Below are 23,749 nucleotides of genomic sequence, written 5' to 3' on the forward strand. Positions count from 1 at the left end.
GGTCTGCGCGTGGACCTCGAAACGGCCCGCCATCGCCCGCATCTCGTGCGGGTCGGTCATAAAACGTGTTGCCATGTCTTCTTTCTCCTTGCCTTGCAAGCGTTCAGCTTGTCGAAGTCTTGTCGGTTCATGCTGGATGCGGTCCTAACCGCATCCCGGTGGGATCAAGGCGAATCGATCGCCTCGATCGGTGACACTGCCCCCTTTCCTATTTGCGGCTTATTCGCGAATCAGACGACAACTTGCTTGGGCATGACGATGGGCTTGACGCCGTACCGCGGGCCGGCGCCGTAGGCGGCGGCGCCCTTGGCGGCCCCCGCCATTCCGGGCATGCCGGGCATCGCCGCGACGGGCTCGGCGGCGTCGGTGGCGGCGGTCCAGCCGGAGCCCTCGAGCGGAGCGGTCGACGAGGCCAAAGTCGCCGGGGCGGCCGAAGACCAGCTGGCCGGGACTGACAGACCGCCGACCGTGGAGGCTTCGGCCATGCCCGCCGACATCCCAGCACCCCCCACGCTGTTCACCAAGGACCCTTCCCCAATGGTCGCACCGCCGGCCAGAGGCACAACGTCGCTCGACGTCGCCGCAGGCGCGGCGGCGGCAAGGGTGTGCCCCAGCGACACCGCGGTCGGGATAGTGTTGCCGACCCACCATGCGGCCGTAACACCAACCTGCTGAACGGCGTTGAAGTTGAACAGGGTGCCGCCGAAGCCGTCCAAAGTGGTCAGGAGATCTTGCACGGGCTGAGGCAACGAGGCGAAGAGTTCGGTACCGAACGTCTGGACGGTGCCGCCGCCCAGGAGCGCCTGCAAGTTGGAGATGATCCCGCCCAAGCCTTGTGCCGCGACGCCGGCGGCGCTGTTGGAGCTGGCCGCGGGAACCGCGGCGGCTTGGAGTCCTGCTGCAGCCGGGTTCGTCGTTGGGGTCGCCGGCGTCAGCGGCTGAAGGACACTGGCGGCCGTCGCCGCAGCCTGGTAGGTGTACATCGTGATGGCGTCCTGGACCCACATCTCCGCGTAAAGAGCTTCGGTGGCCATGATCGCCGGCGTGTTGATGCCCAGGAAGTTCGTCGCCACCAGCGCCGCGAGCTGGGCCCGGTTGGCGGCGATCGCCGGCGGCGGCACCGTCGCGGCGAACGCCGCCTCGTAGGCGGCGGCCGACGCCGATGCCTGGGCGGCCGCCTGATCGGCGGCCGCTGCGCTGGTGCTGAGCCAGCCCACATAGGGCTGCGCCGCGGCTGCCGCCGCGGCCGAGCCAGCGCCGGTCCACTGCTCCGTCGTCAGGTTCGCGATGATCGAGTCCCACGAGGTCGCCGTGGTGCTCAACTCGGCGGCCAGGTTGCTCCAGGCCGAAGCGGCCGCCATCAGCGGTCCCGAGCCGGCACCGGTGTACATGAGCGCGGAGTTGACCTCAGGGGGTAGAGCCGCAAAATCGAAAGTCATTTTGTGTATCCGTTTCTTCTGTTTCCGAATTCCGCTTGGGTGACAGTGCGTCTGAGCCGCAAGTGCCCGCTGCCTATACGGCCGCCGGCTTCGGCATGACGATGGGCTTGACGCCATAGCGCGGCGCACCGAAGCCGGCGCTGCTGCGCGCGGCACCGCCCATGCCGGGCATGCCGGGAATGATGGTCCCGGGGCCCGCCTGGGGGGCGGCGCCAGTCCAGCCCACGGTCTGAACCGCGGAGACCGGGCTGACCCCCGGGGTGAACGACCCGGCCCAACTCGGCGGCACCGACAACTTGCCGACCATGGTCGCCTGGCCCACGTTCGCGACCGGCATGGCGCCCATGGCCCCGACACCGCCCAGCCCGGAGCCGGCCGGAGCCGTCACGTTCACCGCATCGGCGGCGCCTGCGGCGGCCGCGGCGTCGCCGGTGTCGGATGCGGCGGCCGGTAGCAAACCGCCACCGGCCATGCCGAGGCAGTCGGACATGGCCGAGGCCCAGTTGCCGGTCTCGAAGCTGAGGAAGTTGGCACTGTTACCGGACGGGCTGAACGGGTTGCCGCCCACGCTGTAGGTGGGACCACCAAGGAAGGTGCTCAGGTTGTTGAGGAAGTTGTCGAAGCCGCTGACCGGCCCGTTCGCGGCGGTGTTGGCCGCCTCCGTTGCGGTGTAGGTGCCGGAGCTCAACCCCAGGGTGCTCGTAAATTGCTGCTGAATAGCCTGGGCTTCGGCGGCGTACTGCTGATACAGGGTGCCGTACGTGCCAAAGATCGCCGCTTGCAGGGTCGATACCGGGTCGGCGGCCGCCGGAGCGATGGCTGTCGTCGGCGCCGCGGCTCCCGCGTTCTGCGCAGTCAACGAACTTCCGATCCCTTCCAGCTGCGCCGCCGCAGCTAGCAACTCTTCAGGAATTGTTGTCAGAAATGACATCTACTGCTCCTAGTGTCGGGAACGTGCCGACCCCCCTTGCGGTGGATCGGCGCTGTGTGTTCGCGCAATGGCTCCTGTGCGTCGGCGTAAGGTTAACGAGTCACGACTCCACATTCCCGACGGAAAAGGCTAGGGTGACGGGCGTTTACGGCTTCTTAACGACGATGCGGGCAGTTTTAACAAGGTCCTGCCACGGGACATAGCGATGTCATCTGAGATGCCCTGGCAAAGCGGCACAAGGGGCGCGGAGCGCGCATTCTAGGCCAAACGAGACCAGGCCGCATCTTCGGATTTTCGCCGATTTTGGTCGGACGCGACGCCCCCTCGCGCGGCTCCGCGCGCTAGATTCGCCGCCGGGCCCCCATAGCCCAATTGGCAGAGGCAGCGGACTTAAAATCCGCCCAGTGTCGGTTCGAGTCCGACTGGGGGCACCGCGTACGGATGTGCGCACGACGCGCCGATCGAGGGACCCACGATGACCGACGAACGTCCGGCCGGCTACCCGCATGGGCATCACGAGTCGTTGCTGCGCGGCCACCAGCGCCGTACCGCGGACGACTCGGCGGCGTATCTGCTTCCGCACCTGGCGCCGGGGCTGTCGGTGCTTGACATCGGCTGCGGGCCCGGCACGATCACCGCCGACCTGGCCGAGCGGGTGGCGCCCGGCACGGTGCTGGCGATCGACCTGTTCCCCGGCGTCCTCGAGGTGGCCCGCGCCGAGGTCGTGCGCCGCAATCTGGGCAACGTCACTTTCGCCGCCGCCGACGTGCACCGGCTCGAGTTTCCCGACGACTCGTTCGATGTGGTCCACGCGCACCAGGTGCTGCAGCACGTGGCCGATCCGGTGCGGGCGCTGCGGGAGATGCGGCGGGTGTGCCGGCCGGGCGGAATCGTCGCAGCGCGCGACGTCGACTACGCGGGATTCGTCTGGTTTCCGCGGCTGCCGGCGCTCGACTTGTGGCGCGAGCTTTACAGCAAGGCGGCCCGCGCCAACCGCGGCGAGCCGGACGCCGGACGCCGGCTGCTGTCGTGGGCCCTCGCGGCCGGTTTCGACGACGTCACGCCGACGGGCAGCGTATGGTGCTACGGCACGCCGGCGACCCGCGCGTGGTGGGGCGGGATGTGGGCCGACCGGATCCTGCACTCGGGCGTGGCCCGGGAGCTTCTCGCTTTGGGTCTTGCCACGACCGGTGAGCTTGAGGAGATTTCTGCGGCATGGCGAGCGTGGGCCGTGGCACCGGACGGGTGGTTGTCGATTCCCCATGGCGAAATCCTCTGCCGGGCATAGGCATCTGACTTCTCGGATTCGGGAGTGGTTGTCGCGCACCAATTCCAGTTAACGCGCGCTGACAGTGGTGTGCTCAACCGGCTTGCCAGCGCAGCACCAGGCTGTCCAGATGGGTCACGCCCGTCGGCTTGTGCACGATGGCCGGCGCCGAGCCCGGTTCTAGTTCGAACCGCGGGATGGCTCTCAACCACTGGGTCACAAACGCGGCCATTTCAAGGCGGGCCAGGTGCATGCCCAGGCATCTGTGCATGCCGCCGCCGAACGCCCAGTGGCGCTGCCGTCGAATCTCCCCGTTGCCGGCCGTCGATATCTCATCGCCGCCGTACTGTCTGCCCGCGGCTTCCAAGGCCAGCCACACCGAACTCTGCGCCGGGATCGTGACGCCGCCAACCTTGACTTCCCGCGTGGTGAAGCGGGGAATGGCCGGCCCTGGCGCCTCCAGCCGGAATATCTCCTCGGCGAACGCCGGAATCTGCGCGGGGTCCTCTCTCAGCCGGGTCTGTAGCTGTGGATCTCGTGCAAGATGTAAGAGGGCGAAACAGATTGCCGCCGATACCATCTCGATTCCCGCGACAGAAAACAGCAAAAGGATCACCGCGACCACTTCGAGGCCGGTCAGCGGAAAGTCTTCGTCGCTTTCGAGTCCCTCCAGCAGCGGCCACAGAATGCCGGGTGGCCGCACAGGATCTTTCATCGCGGCGTTCAGCCCGGATCTCAGCCAGGTGATGAGTTTGAGTTCGGCTGCTCCGTTGGAGTCGCCGATTACCGCTGCACGGGTCAGTCGCTCCGCCTTGGCATCGTCTGCCGGCAGCCCGCACACCGTGAGCAGCGCTTGGCAGGCGTAGGTGTCGGCGAGTTTGATTGCGGCACATTGACCTTTGTCGGCCACCGCGTTGACCAGTGTCTCAGCGCGCGCGCGCAAGTCCGGTTCGAAGGGCGCCAGCCCTTTGGGGCTGAATAGTGGATGCAAGACGCGGGCGAAACGCGCGTGTTCGGATCGCGTCCCGCACGACAGCGGTACCTGAGGAAGCGGCGTGCCGAACAAGTTCAGTTTGAAGGTCTTCGGTGGGGATGCAAACGTATCCGGGTCTAGCAAAGCGGCGCGAACGTCGTCCCACCGCGTGAGGTAGTAACCGCGCAGCATTGGATTGCCGACCGTGATCTTCACGACCGGGCCCAGCTCGCGTAGCTGGCGCCAGAAGGCGCCGCGGTCTGCCGCGAAGGCGGGGCTCTCCTTGTGGTGCAACGGAGGTGAAGTCACACGGCACCCCCGGACGGAGCCGATCTGAGCCAATAGCGATCGTCCGTGCACCGGCGGCATACCGTGCGCAGACGCGTAGTGCGTGGGCGACGTCCCGCGGCGGTCGTTCTTGCCCCCGGCCCGCCAGTCACGCCGGAGACATCGATCTGTCTCATTGCTGCTCTAACCTACCGCCTGGTTGCTGGGATATCTCATCGATGGGCGGTAGTGCGGCGTGCGTCACCACATGCCTTTGCTGACTCGGCCGGGTAACCGGCCGCCACACCCGATGTCGGCGGCCACGTGGGCATGGTTCCCGCCCCGATTGGTACCCGGGGCTGGGCGCCCGGGCCGGGACCCTCGTCCAGCCGGCGTCAGGATGACGGCGACGCGGACGGCGACGGCGACGGTGATGTCGACGACGGCGTCTGCTTGATCTCGATCTGGTCCGTTTGCGTGTATCCGGGCGGATGGCCGCAGGCCGGCACGATATAGGTGTGCTGAGCGGTCCCCTTGAGAGTGTCCGGATCCCACGTGGTGTGGGTGCTGGTCGCGTACTGAATGTAGCTTCCGTCCGCGCAATTTACGTTGTTGAATGTGTCGAGCACCCATTGGCCATCGACCAACCGCGCTTGGCTACCGCCCGCCCCGGCTTTTATGTAGACGCAGCCGTCGCCGCAGGAATTGACCGTCCAGCTGGTGGTGAAGGTCGCGCCGGCGGGCGTTGTCGCGGTCTCGGTGTAACTGCCGTCCATGGTCGGTGTGTCAGCCCACGCTGTACCGGCCGCGCCCACGGCGAGACCGGCGCACACAGCGGTTGCGGCGAAGCGCCGTGCGATGGCCATCATCCTGTTCCTTCCACGCAGCTAGCAAATGCGTCGCGCATTGCTGATGGTCTATCACATGTCGGGGTCCGGCGCGATCTGGCGAACTGTGCTGCTGCCGGGCGGCGGATTTGACGACTTCCTGGCGTGCGCTCAGCGCCGACGCGGCTGGTTGGACTTGCCGCCGACGGCGCCGCGAACGGCGACTCATAAACTGACCCCTCGTGGGCATGCTGTTGAGCTTTGCGCCGTGGATCGTCTATTGGGTGCTGGTCGGCAACGTCCCGTTTGCCGCCGCCGCGCTCATCGCGTTGGCGATCGCCGTCGCGGTGATCGTCGTGGGCGCCACGGCGGGCAATCGGTGGGAGCCGTTCGAAATGGGTTCCGCCGCGGTGCTTTCGGTGTTGGCGATCCTGACCTACGCGCTCGGTGACTCGTTCACTCAGCGGTGGATATTGCCGCTGGGCAACGCCGGGATCTTCGCGGTTGCTCTGCTCGGCGCGCTGATCGGCAAGCCGTTCGCGCGCCGCTTTGCCGCCGCCGAACAGCCCGACGACGTCGTCAAGACGGAGCCGTTCGCCCGGATGGTCGGGGTGCTGACCTGGACCTGGATCGTCGCGTTTGCCGGTATGACCGTGTCGTCGGCGATCCCGCCGATCGTGGATCGCAACGCGGCCATTGTCGACGCGACGCCGCTCTCCTACGTCTGCTACTGGATCATTCCGTTCTCGCTGTGGGGCCTGGCGGCGCTGGCGTCGCGGGTGCTGACCGACCGGATGCTGGTCGGCATCGAGGACGTCGCCCGCGAGACCTCATTCGTCGCCTACGACGAGGCGACCATCGACGAGCTGTACTACCTGGCCCAGGAACACGCCAATCGCGAGGTCGGCCCCGGCAAGGAGGCGTACGACGTCAAGGTCGGGGGGATGGGGACTCCGCTGACGGGCGACGAGTCCCGAAAGTCCTGGCCCTCCACCTACAAAGTGCGCGATAAGCGGCGTTAGAAGCACTCGGCTTCATGGCATCGACCCGCTCGACAGCACTGCCCGTGTGGCTGGCGGCGGGAACGGCGTTGATCACCGTGGCGGCGTGCTCGTCGGATCCCCCGCCGATGCCCTCGCCGCCGCTCTCGGAATTGAGCACCGGCGCGGGCAAGGTTCTGACGATCTCGCCCGAGCAACTGCTGGCCGCCACCGGCGGCGTCACGCCGGTGGCCTTCGGCAAGCCCGCGCACGGCACAATCGCGTACGGCGCGTACGGGGCGATGACCTACGCGCCGGACGCCGGCTTCACCGGCACCGATCAGTTGCCGGTCACCGTCAGCCACGCGGTCAGGCTCTACGCCGAAAACGAGGCGCCGTTGTTGATCGTCGGCGAGGTCCCCGTGCAGGCCAACGCGCACGGCTCCGCGATCGCCGCGGTGCCCGGCAGTACCGACGAGATCTACGGCCTGTCCGATCGCGGCCCCAACGTCGATGGCCGTCGCCCGGGCGAGAAGGTGCTTCCGGTGCCGAATTACCATCCGCAGATCGCCAAACTCAAACTCGACCGCGGCGTCGCATCGCTGGAGCAGATCATCACACTGACCGGGAAGGACGGCGCACCGCTGGTCGGGCTCATCGACTCGCAGGCCGGCACCGGCGAGTCGCTGGTGGACCTCAACGGCAACCGCCTGCCACAGTCCGACCACGGCCTGGACACCGAGGGCCTGGTCGCCATGCCCGACGGCACGTTCTGGGTTTCCGACGAGTACGGCCCATTCGTCGTCCACTTCGACGCCAACGGCAAAGAGCTGGAACGTCTTTCGCCGTTCGATGGCAGCCTGCCCGGCGAGCTCGCGCTGCGCAGCCCGAATCAGGGGATGGAGGGGCTCACCATCACCCCGGACGGCGGCACGCTGGTGGGCATCATGCAATCGGCCCTCAACACACCGGGCCTGTCCGGCTCGTCCCGATCCGTTCCCGTGACCCGCATCGTGACCATCAACCTCGCCCATCGCGGCGACGTGCACGAATACGTGTATCCACTGGCCAACCCACAGCAGACGAAGGTCGCGGTGTCGGAGATCACCGCGCTGAGCGCCACCACGTTCCTGATCGACGAGCGCGACGACGAGCCGCAGCCCAACGGCAACAAGAAGATCTACGCGGCCGACGTCTCCGGAGCCACCGATGTCGGACCCCACTCGACGGTCCCGGGGGCCGCCTATCAGGCCGGTGCCGGCGGCCTGCTGGTCGACGGCGTTCCGATCGAAACCTTCGTCGGCGTCAGCACCGACGCGGCGGCCGCCGCCAAGCTCCGGGCCGCCGGGATCACCCTCGCCACCAAATCGCTCAAGCTCGATCTCGGGGATCTGGTGCGCTCGCTGTCCCCGAACGGTGACTTCTTCGGACACGACCATATCGAAGGACTCATCAGCCGCGACGGCGGCAACACGTTGATCATCGCCAACGACAGCGATTTCGGCTTGGCCGGCCTGGCCGGCGGGCCGGCCGCCACCCCGCCATTTCAGCTCACGCCCAAGATGTTGCCCAACGGCACCCAGGACAGTGGCGAGATCCTGGTGGTCGATACCACCCGACTCCCCGCCACGACCGAATCGGTGACGGTGCCGATCAAGGTCGGCTGAGGACCGGCTATCCGGCCGCCAGCCGGGCGGCGACGAATTGTGCCGCCTGCGTGGCCATCCCGGACTCCACGTAGACGCGGTGGGCCGCGACGTCATTGCCGGGCGAACACACCGGGTCCGCGCCGTTGCACAGGTCGATCGCCTTGGCGCCGAACAGCGGACTCAGCGCGGTGAGCGGACCCCCGGCGCGGTTGGACGGGTTGCCGAACACGGCGACGGCGGCGACATGATCCGCGACGTCGGCAGGCAGGGGGTCGCCGTACCCGAACGTGGCTTGGCCGGGCACGGTGATCAGGTCGACGACGGCCGCGCCCTGTGAGAAGCCGCCGAGCACCACTTTGGCCTGGGGGCACGATGCGACCGTGCCCTGCACGAACTGCCTGGCGTCGTTTGCGCCGTCGACTGCGCGCAAGAAATCGTAGGAGGCGGGATAGTCAACGGCGTAAAGCGCGACGGACTTGCCGTTGACGAGCGGGCGCAACGAGTCGACGAACGCCTGGCCCACCCGCCCCGGGCCCGGCGGCTCGTTCGTGCCGCGGGCGAACACCACCTGGATGTCGGGGCAGGACCCTGCCCGACCGGTATGCGCGGTGCCCGGGTCGGCGGTCGATACCGCGGGCGCGGTCAGCATCGTGGAGAACAACACCGCGGCCACGCCAAGGGAGACCTTGGCTGCACTCAGTCTCATAACTCGCCTTCCCGGTTTGGTGGTCAGCTGTGCCCAAGCCTCGGCCACCCGTGGCCGAATGTCGTCACCGCTAGCCCCTAAACGCACTGGGTGCAGGCGGGAATTCCCGGCGCTGAGAACGACGTTCAGGCCGGCCCGCTACTTGCGGTCGAGCAGGGCCGTCGAGATCACGATGAGTGTCCCCCTGCGGGAGTCCGTCACGTACAGCAGCCGCCCGTCGGGGCTGAGCGTTACCGCCGCCGGGTGGGCACAGACCGCGGCCGTCGCCACAACGGTGTTGTCCGAGGTGTCGAGAGCCCACACGGTCCCGGTTCCGAAATCAGCCGCGTACACCCGTCGGCCGTCGGGGCTGATGCTGAGCCGCCGCGGCAGCTCACCGGCCATGACGCGGGTGGTGGCCGCGGTGGTCGTATCGATCACCGTGACCGAGTGTGTGTTGGCGGAATAGACGAACTCGGTCCCCGGTCGGGCCACGAGCTCCATGGGGGCGTCGTCGAGGCCGACCGAGATGGCGCAATGCGTGCCGGGGTCGACCACCGAGACGGAGTTGATGCGGAAGTGGGTGACGTACAGGAGACCTTCGGCGTCCACCGTGATGGACTCCGGGCCCTCGTCAACCGCGATGAAGTCGACGGCTTTGTAACTGGCGGTGTCGATGACCGTGATGGTGCCGCCTCGGGCTTCGTCGGTCGCACCGGACGCGGCATACAACAGACGGCCGTCGGGGCTCAGGGCCATCCCGGTGACGAACCCGTCGATCGCCGCGAAGGCCACGGCGGCGCCGTCAGCGCGGATGGCCGAGACCCATGCGCCGGCGCCGTCAGCGAACGCATCGTCATGGGCCAGGTAGATGTGATCGCCGTCCAGGCTGACGACCGCCGCGGTGCAGCGCGGCTTGGCGAAGGTTTCCGAGGTCATGCTGACGGGATCGATGATCGACAGCGCGCCGTCGTAGGCGACGACATAGATGCGGCTGCCGTCCGGACTCATCAGCATTTGCCTGGGTTCCGCGCCGATCGGGATCGTGGCGACGACGTGGTGTAGGTGGTCGACGGCCTGCACCGAGTCGGCGGTCAGCACATAGACGAACTCGCCGCTCGGGCTCGTGACGATGTCCCGGGGGCAGTCCCCGAGCGATATTTCGGCGGCCACGACACCGTCGAATCGGGGCTGCGCGGGGTCCTGCCGGTCACGCTCCGCCGTGTCGACCGTCCACGTGCAAAAGCAGGTTGGGCATTGCAGGAACACCCGTGACGCCGTGTTCTTGAGCAGGTATTGCCAGTGCGTGCCGCAGTTGCGCCTGCTTTGGCATTCGGCGCAGCCGGCGCCGTGGTCGCAGTTCGGGCACGCCAACCATGCCCGCCGGCTCGGGTCTGCGTTGGGGTCAATACCTGGCTGCTTCATCGTTTCTCCCAACTGGATTGACGGACAGGCGACTTCAGGAGGCGTTCTGCAAGACGGGCCTGGCCCGCTCTTCCGCGCACAGCGCGGCCGTGATGTGTCCGATGACGCGCCGGCTCACGAGCATCCCGAGATGGCCGACCCCGCTGACCGTGACATGTTCGGCTTGTGGGTGGGGCGGCAGCGAGCGCAGGCCGGGTACGACGATGTCGAGGGCGGCCGTGACCGACAGCCAGCGCACGCCGTCCGGCACAGGAATGGAGGCAAGGCGGGTCAACAGCGGTGACCCCGCCCGGAGGGCACGGACCATGTCGACAACCGGCAGCATGCCGGCCCATGGCGACCCGCCGAACGGGGAGCCGAGCGTGATCACCGTGTCGACGCGTCCGCTCAACCTCGGGTCGGAAATGGCCTGCGCGATAACGACTCCGCCCAGGCTGTGCCCGACGAGGTGCACCCTGTCCGCGCCGGTTCGGGACAACATCCGCTGCACGTGGCCGACCAGCTTGTCGGCGAGCTGCTCCACGGTGTTGCCGACAGGCGCGTAGCTCATCGCGTCGACGGTCAGGCCCTGGGCCGCGAGGGCGCGCGCAACCGACGACCAACTTGACTTTGCGCCGCCGAACCCGTGGACGAGCAGCACCGGGGTCGTGCCCGCGGCGAATGAATCCGCCCGCGGTGACACACCGTCAAGGGAGCACTGTTCACCGCGGATAACGCGCGCGGGCGCAGCGACGGGCACGGACAGCAGGAGTGCCGCCTCGTGTGCCTGCACCAGGGCGGCACGTGCCGCGCTCCGAAATGTATTGCGGGCTCCTCCAATCCGGCGCCGCCGCGCCGCCGTGGACGTCCGCCCCCGCGGACCGTTGGCGCGTGCCGGTTGGCTCGTTGTCGATTGCGCTTGCAACATGTCGCACCTTCTTCGTGTCGCGTATCACGTTGACAATTGCTGTCGGCGTCGGCCGAGTCTTCAATGCCAGCCGCAGTCCGGGATGCGGGCCCACAGGGGAGGCGCCTTACCGGACAGCGGGAATGCGCCACCGATTGCGTTGTCGGGCAACGCGCTTGGCCGGCATTGACACGGGTGTCCGGCGACCGGCGTCGGGCCAGCTGGAATCGTGATCGCCCGCTGGCGCCAATGCCGATCGATCGGCGCCGGCTCAGACTCGCAAGATGGACGTGTCGATCCGTGGCTCGAGGCCCAGGGCCCTCAAAGCCGGCGAGCCGGCCCGCACCGTCAAGCGCGCGGTCCTGCCGGCAGCGGTTTTCATCGTCGTCGAGATACTGCTGGCCGCCGAGACCCTTTGGGTCCTTCTGCTCGGTGAGCTGGATCCCCGCAGCCCGGCCGCCGCGCCGCTGGCCATCCTGCTGAGCGTCGCGCTGCTCGCAAACCTGGGGCTCGTCTGCAGCGCGGCCGCTGCTGTCGCCGCCGACGCGATCCGACGAGCGGATCGCGAGCTCGGTGGTTCGATTGCCCCCGTCGGCGCCTCCGAGCCGGGGGACGCTGCGCGGCCCCCCGATGCCGAAGGCAGCGCCGACAGCGCTCAACTTCTAGCCGCGCCGCCGGCCATGCCTGCTAGCGGGTAGGCGAAGATCCCGACTGGTGGGCACCCCTGATGGGTGCCAGCGGCGGCGACAGCGGCCTGCCGGGGCGCGAGGCTGATGAGATCAACGACATGTTGAGACCTTTGTAGTTCAGGGAGGTGACGCCATGGCAGTGTTCTATGGCGTACTGGCCGCGATACCGATGATGTGGGGTTACGCCGGATACGTGATGGTGTCCCATCCCGGCACGGCCGAGGCCGACCGGATCGACCGCGACTGATCGCCGGCCGATTGCCCGGCGCCCGCCGGCCTACAGCTTCCTGAGGCCGCGCAAGACCTTGCCAAATGACCGCATCGCGGAAAGCCCCCCGAGCAGGCTGCGCTGCAACGCGCTCACGTCGGCCACGACGATATGGCGCGCCCCACGATCGCGCCACTGCGCGGCCTGATCGATCACTTCGTCGGGGGTCCCACTCAAGAACACTTCACGCATGACGGGCCGCGGCACCGCGGCCGCGTACGACAGCGCCGTCTGCTCATCGAAAGCATGCGGCACGAGATCCTGCGAACCCGAAAAGCCTTGTCCGAGTGGATGGCAGGCACCGTGGCGGGCGTACACGTCATCGGAGGCCGTCAGAGACAACGCCTTCAACACCGGTGAATCCAGCGCGTCGTCGACCGCCCCGGCGCTGGGGCCCGTGACCACCAGAAACTCCACGGCGGGAAGGACAGCCATCGGGTCGCGTCCGGCGTCCGAGGCCGCGCCCCTGACGACCTCCAGGCGCTGTCCGTAGTCTTCCGGCCGGTGGGGGAACGCGGGAAACCACGCATCGCCGTAGCGCCCGGTGGCCCGCAGCATCCGCGGACCGTGAGCGGCGATCCAGATCTCCGGCCACTTGCCCCGATAGGGCGGAAGGTCGAAGACCGCGTCGCGCAACGGAAAGAAGGGCGAATCCCGCTTGACCAGTTCGCCGTTCGAGTTCCACAACGCCCGGATGGTGGCCAGCGCCTCCTCGAACCGCGCGACCGGCTTCGACCAATCCACCCCGTAGGGCTCGTTGCCCTCTCGCTCGCCGGTGCCGATGCCCAGAATCGCGCGTCCGCGGGTGAGCAGGTGCAGCGTCGCGGCGGCCTGCGCGGTGACGGCGGGGTTACGGCGCCCGGTGTCGGTGACGCTCACGCCAAGGCGCAGACGGCCCAGGCGGTTTCGCGCCGCCAAGTGGCCGAGGAGGGTCCACGGCTCCAGGGAGGCATCGGCCCGTGGGATCAGTCGCGACGCAGCGGAATACTTCGGCGCCCAGATAGACCGGGGGAACAACGCATTGAGATGGTCCGGCACCCAAAACGAGTCGACCCGATTGGCGACCGCTGCCAGGTAGTTGGCACGGGTGAGCGAATCCACAGCCGGCCGCGCCACGAGGGCGGTATCCATCACTCCGACACGCATTCTGGACATTTCCCTGGACCTTCGTCGTATTGCATCGCTGAATCAGGGGCACCGTCGCATGGGGCGGCCGCCACCTTGCGAAAAGACTATCCAGTCGTTGACTAAAAGTCAATGACTTATAATCAACACGGTAGTGTGATGCCGCAGGACCGTCGCTGGGAGGATGCCGATGCCCGACAAGACCGTGACGCACGCCGCCACCTCCCGGGCGGCGAAGGCAGCCGAGACCCGCCAACGCCTGGTCGCCGCTGCGGTCGATCTCTTTTCCGCCCGCAGCTACGAGCAGGTCGCCGCGGCCGACATCGCCAAAGCAGCGGGCGTCGCGCACGGTCTGCTGTTTCACTACTTCGGGAGCAAGCGCGGCATCTACCTGCAAGCCATCCGCGAAGCGGTCGACCAGTTGGACGCAGCTTTCTCCTTCGAGCCGGAGCTGCCTCCGGCGCAACAACTTCGGCGTGCGTTGGCCTCGAATCTGCGCTATTTGAGCAGTCGGCGCGGACTCGCTCTTCGCCTGGTGCTCGGCGGCCGCGGCGCCGATCCCGAAGCCTGGGAGGTGTTCGAATCGGGTCGCTGGCGTGCCCTCGGCGCCACCTGGTCGATGCTGGGACTCGATCCGGAGAACCACGCCCTGCGCATGACCGGGCGCGCGGCGGTCGCGGCGATTGACGAAGCCACCATCTATTGGCTGCACAACGAGCGGGAATTCTCGGTGGAGGCGATGGTCGGGTACATGGTCGAACTGATGGCCGCCGGCCTGCGCTCGGCCGCGACGCTCGATCCCAGCCTCGACACCGCGGCATCGGTTCGGAGGCTGCTCGGCAGCGGCCGCGGTCAGTAGGCGTGGCGGTTGCAACGCCCGCGTGGCTACGTGGTTGAGGACGCCCTGCTGGGGCGCTACGGCCGATGACGCTCCCGTGCTGCGTCAAGGATTTTCACCCCCGGGGGTACGAGGGGTGAAAAGTTGCGGCTAGCCAGAATGCACGAGTCGCGTTGGCAGGGGCGATTCTGCGGGCCCGGCACACAAGACTTCAGGGCATGCAATTCCCCACACAAGAGTCCGCAATGCTTGCGACCGTCACCCAGGAAATCATCGACCTCCTCCGCACCGAGGTCGTCGACGCCGACCTCACGGCGGACTCGGTCCTGCAGGACGCGGGTCTCGATTCGCTCAGGTTCATGTCGGTCGTCTTCAAAATCGAGGCGCGCTACGACGTGGAGCTGCAGGAGGAGGACGCCGAGGACCTCCAAACCGTCGGCGACCTGGCCGCCCTCGTGGTCGACCGCATCCAGGAGCAGTCGTGAAGGGGTCGGCGGCGATCACGCCGAAGCACGCCACGCTGGTCGAGATGCTCGACGCCGCAGCGCAGTCCGAACTCGGGCTGATTTTCGTCGACCGGAAGGAACGAGACCTGGAGGTCACGTTCACCCGCATCCGTGAGCAGGCGCTGTCCGTCGCGGCCGACCTGACGCGCCGCGGGGTGCGCAAGGGTGACCGCGTCGCCCTGGTGCTGCCCACCTGCCCGGAGTTCGTCGAATGCTTCTTCGGCGTGCTGTGCGCCGGCGCGATCCCCGTCCCGCTGTATCCGCCGCTGCGGTTGGGGAAGCTCGACGAGTTTCACCGCAGGACCACCGCCATGCTGAGGGCGGTGCAGGCCGTCATGGTGGTGACCGACGAGCGCATTCGGCGTTTTCTGGGAGTCGCAGTCGCTGACTCCGCGCCCGCCCTGGGCTGCGTGACGGCGTCGAGTTTGGGCGGCCCGAGTGCCGACGCGGCCGACGTCGGCGCCGACGACGTGGCTGTCATTCAATTCTCTTCGGGGACCACGAACGATCCCAAACCGGTGGCTCTCACCCACGCGAACTTGCTCTCAAATCTCGCCAGCCTCGAGCAGTACATCACCATGGACGGGGCCCCCTACCCCGTCGGGGTCACGTGGCTGCCGCTCTATCACGACATGGGATTGATCGGAAACCTGCTCAGCGCCTTCAACGTTCCGGGACGGCTCGTCCTGCTTCCGCCCGAGCTGTTCGTCGCGGTTCCGGGCGCCTGGCTGCGCGCCATCTCCCGGCACCGCGGGACAATCACGGCGGCGCCGAGCTTCGCTTTCGGCCTGTGCCTCAAACGCATTGGCGACGATGAGCTCGACGGTGTGGACCTCTCGTCGTGGAATATCTGCCTCAACGGCGCGGAGGCGGTCAGCGCCGAAGCGCAGCGGCGGTTCGCCGAGCGGTTCGGGCGCTGGGGTTTTCGTTCCTCGGCATTCACGCCGTGCTACGGCATGGCGGAGGCGTCGTTGGCGGTGACCTTCAAACCGGCGGACACGTCCTTCAATGCGCTGGGTGTGGACGGAGACAAATTGGCGTCGGACGGCATCGTCGAACCGGGCGCCAAGGAAATCGTCAGCGTCGGCCGGCCGCAGGCCGGCATGGCGGTGGAGATCCGGGATGACCGCGGACTTGTGGTGCCGGACGATCAAGTTGGCCACATCTTCGTCTCGGGGCCCAGCATCATGCACGGCTACTTCGGCCGCCCCGACCTCACCGACCAAGCGCTGCACGACGGTTGGCTGCACACTGGTGACCGCGGGTTCATCCACGACGGCGAGCTCTATGTGTGCGGACGCCAGAAGGACATCGTCATCGTGCGCGGCGCCAACCACGCCCCCGAGGAGTTCGAGGCGGCGCTGGACGGCTTGCCCGGCGTCCGCACCGGATGCGCGGTCGCGGTGGGATTCGTGCCGCCGGGTGAGGAAGACGAGGCGTTGGCGATGCTGGTGGAAACGACCGCCGACGCCACGGCCGGCCTGGCGCACGACGTCGCGCTGCGGGTTCAGCAGCACACCGGTATCCGGCCGGCGCACGTCGAGCTACTGGCACCCGGCACGTTGCCGCGAACCAGCAGTGGCAAGCTTCGCCGCCGCGAGGCGCTCACGGAATGGCAGACGGGTCGGTTGTCCGCACCCAAAAAGGTCACCGCGGCACGGTTGTTGGTGCAGGCGGCCAACGGGGAAGTCCTCCACGCTCGTGCAGCGCTGGCACGACGCAAGAAGAACCGATTCGTCGGGTAGAGCGAGTAAGGAATTCAGCCAATGTATCTTGCAGATCCCTTCGACGTGCTGGCGCCGTCGCATGTGACGAAAGGCGCCGTGCGCCAACGTCCTACCCTGCTGGGCATCGCATCGGCCCACCCGCCGTTCGAGGTGACCCGGGAAGAGACCACACAGTTCTTCGAGCGGGTGTCGTCGGTGCGTTTCGTGAAGCGAATCGTCGAATCGACCAAGGTCCAGAAACGCCACATCATGTGGCACCCCGACAACCTCGTCGAGGCCGCCGGCCTGCTCACGGGCGACCGGATGGCGGCCCACAGCGAGGCCGCCGTCGATGTCGCCGGCCGTTCCCTCAAGCAAGCCATCGGCGACTTCGACACGCAGCGAATCGGCAGTTTCGTGATGGCCTGCTCGACCGGCTACGTCAACCCCGGTCCGGACGTCATGCTCGCCAAAGGGCTTGGGCTGCGCTCGGATCTGCGTCGCACCTTCATCGGGCACATGGGCTGCTACGCGGCCCTCAACGTCATCAAGGTCGCAATGGACAGCCTCGCGGCCCGACCCGGCGAGCTGGTCATCTGCAACAACACCGAACTGAGCTCCGCCCACATCCGGGAGAGCCTGATGCCCGGGGAGGACCCGGTGGAAGCGCTCATCACGCAGGCGCTGTTCGGCGACGCCAGCGTGTCGATGCTGATGGGCTCGGCGCCCGACGGCGCCGGGGTGCAGTTCCTGCGCACCCACACCGAGCAGTTGTACGACCAGCACACCATGATGAGCCTGAACATCGGCAACCGGTCGTTCTGGATGACGCTGGCCGCCGGCGTGCCCGCGGTCCTCGAGGAGAACATCGAGGGCTTCCTCGCCAAACTCCTGACGCCGCTCGGTCTTTCAAAAGACGACATCACCCATTGGGGTATTCACCCGGGTGGCCCGAAGATCGTCCGCAAGCTGGGTAAGCAACTCGGCCTGCAGCCGGAGCAGCTGCGTGCGAGCTGGGATGTCCTGGCCAACGCCGGCAACTGTGCCTCGGCCACGGTGCTGCTCGTGCTGGAGAACATCCTGCGAGTCGACAAGCCGCGCCGCGGTGAGCACGGTGTGCTCCTGACGTTCGGCCCCGGGCTGACCATTGAAGGGGCGGTGCTTCGGTTTTGAACGCCTTGGAGCGGCTCGCCCGACTGGCACTCCACGCGCCACGGCGGATCATTGCGCTGTCGCTGTTCGCCATGGTGGCGACGGCGGTGGTCGGCCTCCCGGTGATTCACAGCCTGTCCGCCGGCGGCTTTCGGGATCCGAGCGCGGAATCATCCCGGGCGACGGACATGTTGGCGACCCGATTCCACCAGGGTGACACCCAGCTGTTGATCACCGTCGCCTCGGACGACGGTATCCAGAGCGGCGCCGCCCGGCGGGTCGGCACCGACATCGTGCGCCAGCTGCACGATTCGCCGTACGTGGCGCGGGTGGCCTCGCCCTGGACGGCGCCGCCGGCGGCGTCGACCGGATTGGTCAGCAAAGACGGCAAGGTCGGTCTGATCGTCGCGAGCATCACCGGCGGGACCAATGCGGCCGGACAGCACGCCGAGGCGCTCAGCGACCAGGTCGTGCGCAGCCGCGACGGCGTGACGGTGCGCGCCGGCGGGCAGGCCATGGTCGATGCGCAGATCACCAGCCAGACCCGGGACGACCTGAAAGTGATGGAGACCATCGCGGTTCCGGTGAGCTTCCTGGTGCTGGTGTGGGTGTTCGGCGGATTCCTGGCGGCTGCGATCCCTCTGGCCGTCGGCGGTATTGCGATCTTCGGGTCGATGGCCGTGCTGCGCGCGCTCACTTGCGTCACCGATGTCTCGATCTTCGCGCTCAACCTGCTGCTCGCGATGGGCCTGGCGTTGGCGATCGACTACACATTGCTGCTCCTGAGCCGATTCCGGGACGAGATCGCCAGCGGCACCGAGCGGAACGCGGCAATCGTTCGCACGATGACCAGCGCCGGCCGCAGCGTGCTCTTCTCCGCGATGACCGTGTCGTTGTCCATGTCGGCCCTGATGTTCTTCCCGATGCCGTTCCTGAAGTCGTTCGCCTACGCCGCGATCGCGGTGGTGGCTCTGGCGGTCGGCGCGGCGATCATCGTGACACCCGCCGCCATTGTGGTGCTGGGACAGCGGGTGGATTCGCGCGCGGTCGCCGCCCGCCCCGTCGAGCAGACGTTCTTCTACCGGCTGGCCCACTTCGTGATGCGCCGGGCGGTTCCGATCGGGCTTGGCCTCACCGTCGTGCTGGTCGCGGTGGGGATGCCGTTGTTGGGGATGAAGGTTGGCATTCCGGACGATCGTGTGCTGCCGACCTCTAGCACGGCGCGCCAGGTTGGCGACCAGCTGCGCACGCAGTTCAGCGCCGATGTGGCGTCGAGCCTGACGGTGGTGGTTCCCGATGCCCGCGGCGTGACTCCGAATGCGTTGGAGGCCTACGCCTCTCAGCTGTCGATGGTGCCCGACGTGCCGTCGGTGTCGGCACCGGGTGGGACGTTCGTCGCCGGGGCCCGCGTCGGACCGCCCGTCGCCGACGCGGGGGTCGCCGACGGCAGCGCGTTCCTCACCGTGGCCAGCAGCGCCCCGCTTTTCTCGGATGCATCCAACACGCAGCTGGACCGGCTGCACGCGGTCGCGGGTCCCGGCGGCGCGCAGGTGCTGATCACCGGGACCGCCCAAGTCAACCGCGACACCGCCAACGCGATCACCTCGCGGCTCTCGCTCGTCCTGGCGGCCATCGCGCTGATCACGTTTGTGGTGATGTTCCGGCTTACCGGCAGTGTGGTGTTGCCCCTGAAGACGTTGCTGCTCAGCGGCCTGTCGTTGACCGCCTCCTTCGGCGCGCTCGTCTGGATCTTCCAGGACGGCCACCTCGGCGGGCTCGGCACCACCGCCACCGGCACGCTCGTGCTCACCATGCCGGTCGTGTTGTTCTGCATCGCTTTCGGCCTGTCGATGGACTACGAGGTCTTCCTGGTGTCGAGGATCTACGAGTACTGGCTGGCATCGGACCGGACTGCCGCCGGCAACGACCACAGCGTGGCGCTCGGCCTGGCAAAAACCGGGCGTGTGATCACCGCCGCCGCGTTGATCATGTCCATCTCGTTCGCCGCGTTGATCGCAGCGCAGGTGTCGTTCATGCGGATGTTCGGTGTCGGGCTGACGATGGCGGTGCTGTCCGACGCGACCCTGGTCCGCATGCTGCTCGTCCCGGCGTTCATGCGCGTGATGGGGCAGCTGAACTGGTGGGCGCCACAATGGGTTACGCGGTTGCGCCATCGGCACGAGACCCGCGTTGCCGTCCCGCATCCCGAGCGTCCAGCGGTGGGCGGTCAACCGGCGTACGCATTGGAAGCCCAGTAAGGGGCTGTTCACGTCGCGCCTGAAGCGGCATCCAGCCTGAGCGCAGATCTGCCTGTCGGCGCGAACACACGCGCTGTGTTCAGGCTCGACGCACGAAAGCGGCGCAACCCCCGGCACACAGGTGAGCGGCAGACGATTGCAGCTGGCGAGTATGCGGCACTGGGGTTGTCCGACAGTCATGGATAGGCGCCAGCGCCGATGACTTACCGGGGAGTGACATCCACCCTTGAGGGTGTGGGTAGTGAAGCGCGTAAGGCGAAGCGGTGCGAAATGCCCGACCTGACGGGGAAATTCGACCGGCAAAGCACGCCGGCCGAGATCCGTTGTGACCGTCATTCGCATGCCCCAGGGCATTCGACGACGGGTTTTGACCAGAGCGCCGCCCACCATGCGACCGCCGCCCGGCCCGAGGTGGCGCGATGAGAACCGGCCGCCAAAATGGGCCCGAGGCAGCGATTCTCGACCAGTTGAGGTTCGACCTTCCGTGCGACTTGTTCGTCGCGCTGAAGCTGGCCCGGCCGATCATGCTCTGGCGCTGCAAGAGACCCGCCCGCTGGGCGACCCGGAACGACTGCTGCGGCGCGGTCATGCTCTCGTGCCGCAAGCATCGCGACGTCATCGGGAAGTGCGAGCGCTGCAAACTTGCTGTCTCGGTGCTGCGCTGGTCGCGAATCTGACCGCGCTGCTTCCCGATCGGTTCGCCGGGGCGCAGCGGGCCCGCTAGAGCCGGCCCATGCCGGAAGCCAACAGTGAGAGACCCAGGACGGCGACGACCACGGCGGGGATGGCATGGCGACGCGCGCTCATCCAGCCGTTCAGCCGCTGCACGACGGCAAGCGTCTGCGTCGGCGCGGTGAGATAGGTGACGAGCGGAACCTCGACGACCGCAAACGCCACCACGGTGAAGAAGACCGCCGCGCCCAGCTGCTGAGCCGCCGCGGGCTCTGACGCGACGATGGCCAGGATCGCCGCCATGTACTCAACCGGCGGGGTTGCCAGGGCAACCCCCGCGACGAACGCCACCAACGACGATCCGGATTCCAGCCGGCCCCGGATCGACAGCCGAGGGGCGGGCGGAGGTGCGTCCGGTGCCAACAGCAGCACCGAGGACTCGCCGGCGGTCGCCGGCACGGGTGGGCGCTGTTGTGCTCCCGAACGCGCCAGGCGCAGGGCGGCGAAAGATACTGCGAGCAAGCCGATTCCGACCTGGACGTAGGCCGCTGTCGGGGAATTCGTGGTCGAAATCACAGTTTGCATGGCGGAGACCGTGACGCCGCGCAGGAAGAGCACCACGGCGAGCGCCGCCCCGATGCCCATCACCATGCCTCCGAGCCAGAAGACGAACAGATTCAGCATGGGCTTCGGTCGGGAGATCAACAGCGCCGTGATGCCGATCCGCACCGGGTCGATAGCCGCGACCAGCGACAAGAGAATGACCGCGCTACACATCGGCGCCTACGCCAGGTCGAAACGAGCCGTGCGAAACGGGAACACACCGTAACGAAGCATCAGTAGGATTGCTGCCCACATGGCTACAGTGTCGCTGACGAAGCGATCGCCGTCGGTACAGCTGGCCGCCATTTGCTAACCCTGTCAGCACCATTCAGCAGAGCCGGAGGCCGCATCAGCGAATAGTTGTTGGCACCCAGTGCATATGGTGGCCTGCCCTACTGACACGCGACGTTTGGTCGGAAACAATGTGAGACACCCGATGCTCATCACGCGCCCAGAAGATGGGAAAACACAAATGGCAAGAATCTTGGCCTACACGTCGCCGGCGCTCGGCCATCTGTTCCCGTTCAGCGCGCTGCTGCTCGAACTTTCGGCCCGCGGCCACGAGGTGCACCTGCGCACCCTGTCCACGGGAGTGGAGATGGCGCGGGAGCTGGGTTTCATCACCGACATCATCGACCCCCGAATCGAGGCGACGGTCAACGACGACTGGAAGGCGTCCAGCCCGCGAGGTGCCCTCAAGAGGGCCGTCGACGTGTTCTGCCGCCGGGCCGCTTACGAAGTCGCCGACTTCGCTGACGCGGTGGCTCGCACGCGTCCCGACGCCCTCATCGTCGACGTCAACTGCTGGGGCGCCCTATCGGTCGCCGACGCGGGCGACACCCCGTGGGCATGCTTTTCGCCGTACACGCCGCCGCTGCAGTCGCGCGGGGTCCCGCCCTTCGGGTTGGGTCTGGCTCCGTTGGCCGGCCCGCTGGGCCGGGCCCGCGACGCCGCGCTGCGGCCGATTGTGATGGGCATGATGGAGCGGGCGGTTCTGCCGGCGGGCAACAAGATTCGTGCGAGCGCCGGCGCACCGCCGGTCACGTCGGCGGACGGGTTCTTCCGGCGGGCACCGCTGATGCTGGTGGCCAGCGGCAAGCCGTTCGAGTACCCGCAGACCGAGTGGGGCGACGCCGTGCAGATGATCGGCCCGTGCATGTTCGAACCGGCCATGCACGAGGTGCCCGAGTGGCTCGAGGCGATCGACCGGCCGATCGTCCTGGTGACGACCTCGTCGCAACAACAGGCAGACGAGAGACTTGTCAGGACGGCGATCACCGCCCTGGCCGACTTGCCGGTGCACGTGGTGGCGACGCTGCCCGCGGGCCTGCCCGGCGACATCCCCCCGACCCGCAACGCGACGGTGGTTCAGTTCGTGCCGCACGGCCCGGTGCTGGACCGCGCGGTGTGCGCGATCACGCACGGCGGCATGGGAGGCACCCAGAAGGCCCTTGCTCGCGGCGTCCCGGTGTGTGTGGTGCCGTTCGGGCGCGACCAGTTCGAGGTCGCACGCCGGGTCGAGGTGGCGCGGTGCGGTACCCGGCTGCCGGCGAAAAAGCTTACCGCGAAACGGCTTTCGGCCAAGGTGCAGCAGGCGATGACCATGTCGGCCGGCGCCCGCCTGGTGGCGGGCGGTTTCCGGGCAACCGGCGGCGTGGCCCGCGGTGCCGACCTGATCGAGCAGCGCGTGCTCAGCGGTGCGCTGAGCGTCAACTCCTGACCAACGCGAACATCGCGCCGACGTCGGCCTGGGCATCGCCCGGGGATATGTAGCACATTAAGTGCTACACTATCTCGATGGAGGTAATCGGGATTCGTGAACTACGCCAGAATGCCAGCGTGTGGGTGGCGAAGGCGAAGGCTGGCGTAATCATCCAAATCACCGAACGCGGCCGGCCAGTGGCCCGCTTGGTGCCGCTCACTCCCGCCGAGCAAGTGCGCGACAAGCTGATCGCCGAAGGACAGTTGATCCCCGCGACCGCGCCACGCGTTCCACTCAGGATGGCCGACCTCGTCGAAGGTCGTTCGCTCAGTTCGATACTGGAGGAGCAGCGCGCCGACCGATGATCTACCTGGATACGTCGGCCATCGTGAAGGTTATTGCCGCCGAGGAGGAGTCGGCAGCACTGGTCGAATGGCTCAACTCCCGTTTGGAAGATGACCTGGCCACGAGCGCTATCGGTCACATCGAACTGATTCGCGCGGTCGGGCGGATCGGGCCCGACGCGATGGCCAGGGCGCGAAATGTCGCCGCCTCGATTGACACCCTCGTGTTGACCGACGCGATCGCGGCCGCCGCGGCCACCATCCCGCCCGCCGAGCTGCGCACTCTCGATGCGATACACCTGGCCACCGCGCACGCCCACCGACGCGGCCTGACAGCGTTCTGCGCCTACGATCGCCGGCTTCTCGATGCGGCAGAATCGCAAGGGTTGCCGACCGTCTCGCCGGGCGGCTGAGGGAATCAGCTCTGGCGCAAAATGGTTCGAGCGCCGAGCCGAGGGCAATGGAGAGCCGGGCGGGGGGGGGGCGGCCCCACCCGCCCCCCCCGGCCGGGGGGGGGGGGGGGCCGCGCCACCCCCGGGCGGGGGGGGGGGGGGCGG

Annotated in this window: 22 protein-coding genes, 1 tRNA gene and 1 pseudogene; 14 read left to right on the forward strand and 10 right to left on the reverse strand. The window is 67.6% G+C overall.

Annotated elements, in window-relative coordinates; genetic code table 11:
* From A5696_RS27005 to A5696_RS09435, 3 genes and pseudogenes are all read right to left on the reverse strand, one after another.
* Nucleotides 1–75: pseudogene (locus A5696_RS27005) on the reverse strand (WXG100 family type VII secretion target); the annotation flags it as partial.
* Nucleotides 76–230: 155 nt separating this feature from the next.
* Nucleotides 231–1,439, reverse strand: coding sequence for a PPE family protein (locus tag A5696_RS09430; protein ID WP_067876885.1), 1,209 nt, complete (start codon nt 1,437–1,439; stop codon nt 231–233).
* Nucleotides 1,440–1,512: 73 nt separating this feature from the next.
* Complete coding sequence (locus A5696_RS09435) at nt 1,513–2,370, reverse strand: PE domain-containing protein (RefSeq protein ID WP_067876887.1); 858 nt, start codon at nt 2,368–2,370, stop codon at nt 1,513–1,515.
* Nucleotides 2,371–2,727: 357 nt separating this feature from the next.
* Between A5696_RS09435 and A5696_RS09440 the strand changes: the two genes are divergently transcribed.
* Nucleotides 2,728–2,801, forward strand: a tRNA-Leu gene (locus tag A5696_RS09440).
* Between the two features lie 44 nt (nt 2,802–2,845).
* Nucleotides 2,846–3,658 carry a class I SAM-dependent methyltransferase gene (locus tag A5696_RS09445; RefSeq protein WP_067876890.1) on the forward strand — a complete coding sequence of 271 codons (813 nt, stop codon included), beginning with the start codon at nt 2,846–2,848 and terminating at the stop codon, nt 3,656–3,658.
* Between the two features lie 73 nt (nt 3,659–3,731).
* Here A5696_RS09445 and A5696_RS09450 read toward each other — a convergent pair whose 3' ends face one another.
* On the reverse strand, nt 3,732–4,826 hold the full coding sequence (locus A5696_RS09450; RefSeq protein ID WP_197516933.1) for a cytochrome P450: 1,095 nt from the start codon (nt 4,824–4,826) through the stop codon (nt 3,732–3,734).
* A 446-nt stretch (nt 4,827–5,272) separates the two neighbouring features.
* Nucleotides 5,273–5,743: a hypothetical protein gene (locus tag A5696_RS09455; protein WP_156738315.1), complete on the reverse strand. Its 471-nt coding sequence runs from the start codon at nt 5,741–5,743 to the stop codon at nt 5,273–5,275.
* 203 nt (nt 5,744–5,946) lie between these two features.
* Here A5696_RS09455 and A5696_RS09460 point away from each other — a divergent pair, with 203 nt between their 5' ends.
* Nucleotides 5,947–6,726, forward strand: a complete 780-nt coding sequence (locus A5696_RS09460) for a hypothetical protein (protein ID WP_067876899.1) — start codon at nt 5,947–5,949, stop codon at nt 6,724–6,726.
* A gap of 14 nt (nt 6,727–6,740) precedes the next feature.
* Nucleotides 6,741–8,351, forward strand: a complete 1,611-nt coding sequence (locus tag A5696_RS09465) for an esterase-like activity of phytase family protein (RefSeq protein WP_231964274.1) — start codon at nt 6,741–6,743, stop codon at nt 8,349–8,351.
* Nucleotides 8,352–8,358: 7 nt separating this feature from the next.
* Here the strand turns inward: A5696_RS09465 and A5696_RS09470 are convergent, their stop codons facing one another.
* The 3 genes from A5696_RS09470 to A5696_RS09480 form a co-directional block, all read right to left on the reverse strand.
* Nucleotides 8,359–9,039, reverse strand: a complete 681-nt coding sequence (locus A5696_RS09470; protein WP_067876902.1) for a cutinase family protein — start codon at nt 9,037–9,039, stop codon at nt 8,359–8,361.
* Nucleotides 9,040–9,177: 138 nt separating this feature from the next.
* A complete protein-coding gene (locus A5696_RS27960; protein ID WP_197516934.1) occupies nt 9,178–10,443 on the reverse strand; it encodes a YncE family protein in 1,266 nt (421 codons plus the stop codon).
* 34 nt (nt 10,444–10,477) lie between these two features.
* The gene (locus A5696_RS09480) at nt 10,478–11,125 is read right to left on the reverse strand and encodes an alpha/beta fold hydrolase (RefSeq protein ID WP_067876910.1); all 648 of its coding nucleotides are present in this window, start codon (nt 11,123–11,125) and stop codon (nt 10,478–10,480) included.
* Between the two features lie 488 nt (nt 11,126–11,613).
* On the opposite strand from A5696_RS09480, the gene A5696_RS09485 reads away from it, so the two are divergent.
* On the forward strand, nt 11,614–12,027 hold the full coding sequence (locus A5696_RS09485; protein WP_067876912.1) for a hypothetical protein: 414 nt from the start codon (nt 11,614–11,616) through the stop codon (nt 12,025–12,027).
* A gap of 268 nt (nt 12,028–12,295) precedes the next feature.
* On the opposite strand, the gene A5696_RS09490 is transcribed toward A5696_RS09485, so the two are convergent.
* Complete coding sequence (locus A5696_RS09490; RefSeq protein ID WP_067876915.1) at nt 12,296–13,441, reverse strand: LLM class flavin-dependent oxidoreductase; 1,146 nt, start codon at nt 13,439–13,441, stop codon at nt 12,296–12,298.
* Between the two features lie 160 nt (nt 13,442–13,601).
* Here A5696_RS09490 and A5696_RS09495 point away from each other — a divergent pair, with 160 nt between their 5' ends.
* From A5696_RS09495 to A5696_RS09520, 6 genes are all read left to right on the forward strand, one after another.
* Nucleotides 13,602–14,270, forward strand: a complete 669-nt coding sequence (locus A5696_RS09495) for a TetR/AcrR family transcriptional regulator (RefSeq protein ID WP_197516935.1) — start codon at nt 13,602–13,604, stop codon at nt 14,268–14,270.
* 224 nt (nt 14,271–14,494) lie between these two features.
* Nucleotides 14,495–14,734 (forward strand): acyl carrier protein, encoded by a 240-nt coding sequence (locus tag A5696_RS09500; protein WP_231964275.1) that lies wholly within the window; start codon nt 14,495–14,497, stop codon nt 14,732–14,734.
* Complete coding sequence (locus tag A5696_RS09505; RefSeq protein WP_067876924.1) at nt 14,731–16,500, forward strand: AMP-binding protein; 1,770 nt, start codon at nt 14,731–14,733, stop codon at nt 16,498–16,500. Before A5696_RS09500 ends, A5696_RS09505 begins: the two co-directional genes overlap by 4 nt.
* Before the next feature lie 21 nt (nt 16,501–16,521).
* Entirely contained in the window at nt 16,522–17,634 is a 1,113-nt protein-coding gene (locus tag A5696_RS09510; protein WP_067876928.1) for a type III polyketide synthase, read from the forward strand.
* Entirely contained in the window at nt 17,631–19,871 is a 2,241-nt protein-coding gene (locus A5696_RS09515; RefSeq protein WP_067876930.1) for an MMPL family transporter, read from the forward strand. Before A5696_RS09510 ends, A5696_RS09515 begins: the two co-directional genes overlap by 4 nt.
* 419 nt (nt 19,872–20,290) lie before the next feature.
* Complete coding sequence (locus A5696_RS09520) at nt 20,291–20,548, forward strand: hypothetical protein (protein ID WP_156738316.1); 258 nt, start codon at nt 20,291–20,293, stop codon at nt 20,546–20,548.
* A 43-nt stretch (nt 20,549–20,591) separates the two neighbouring features.
* Here the strand turns inward: A5696_RS09520 and A5696_RS09525 are convergent, their stop codons facing one another.
* Nucleotides 20,592–21,320 (reverse strand): GAP family protein, encoded by a 729-nt coding sequence (locus tag A5696_RS09525; protein ID WP_067876934.1) that lies wholly within the window; start codon nt 21,318–21,320, stop codon nt 20,592–20,594.
* A gap of 298 nt (nt 21,321–21,618) precedes the next feature.
* Here A5696_RS09525 and A5696_RS09530 point away from each other — a divergent pair, with 298 nt between their 5' ends.
* The 3 genes from A5696_RS09530 (at nt 21,619) to A5696_RS09540 (ending at nt 23,605) form a co-directional block, all read left to right on the forward strand.
* Entirely contained in the window at nt 21,619–22,866 is a 1,248-nt protein-coding gene (locus A5696_RS09530) for a glycosyltransferase (protein ID WP_067876935.1), read from the forward strand.
* A gap of 77 nt (nt 22,867–22,943) precedes the next feature.
* The gene (locus A5696_RS09535; RefSeq protein ID WP_067876938.1) at nt 22,944–23,213 is read left to right on the forward strand and encodes a type II toxin-antitoxin system Phd/YefM family antitoxin; all 270 of its coding nucleotides are present in this window, start codon (nt 22,944–22,946) and stop codon (nt 23,211–23,213) included.
* Entirely contained in the window at nt 23,210–23,605 is a 396-nt protein-coding gene (locus tag A5696_RS09540) for a type II toxin-antitoxin system VapC family toxin (protein ID WP_067876941.1), read from the forward strand. Before A5696_RS09535 ends, A5696_RS09540 begins: the two co-directional genes overlap by 4 nt.
* Nucleotides 23,606–23,749 lie beyond the last annotated feature (144 nt).

This window comes from Mycobacterium sp. E2699 (assembly GCF_001666745.1).
Lineage (GTDB): Bacteria > Actinomycetota > Actinomycetes > Mycobacteriales > Mycobacteriaceae > Mycobacterium.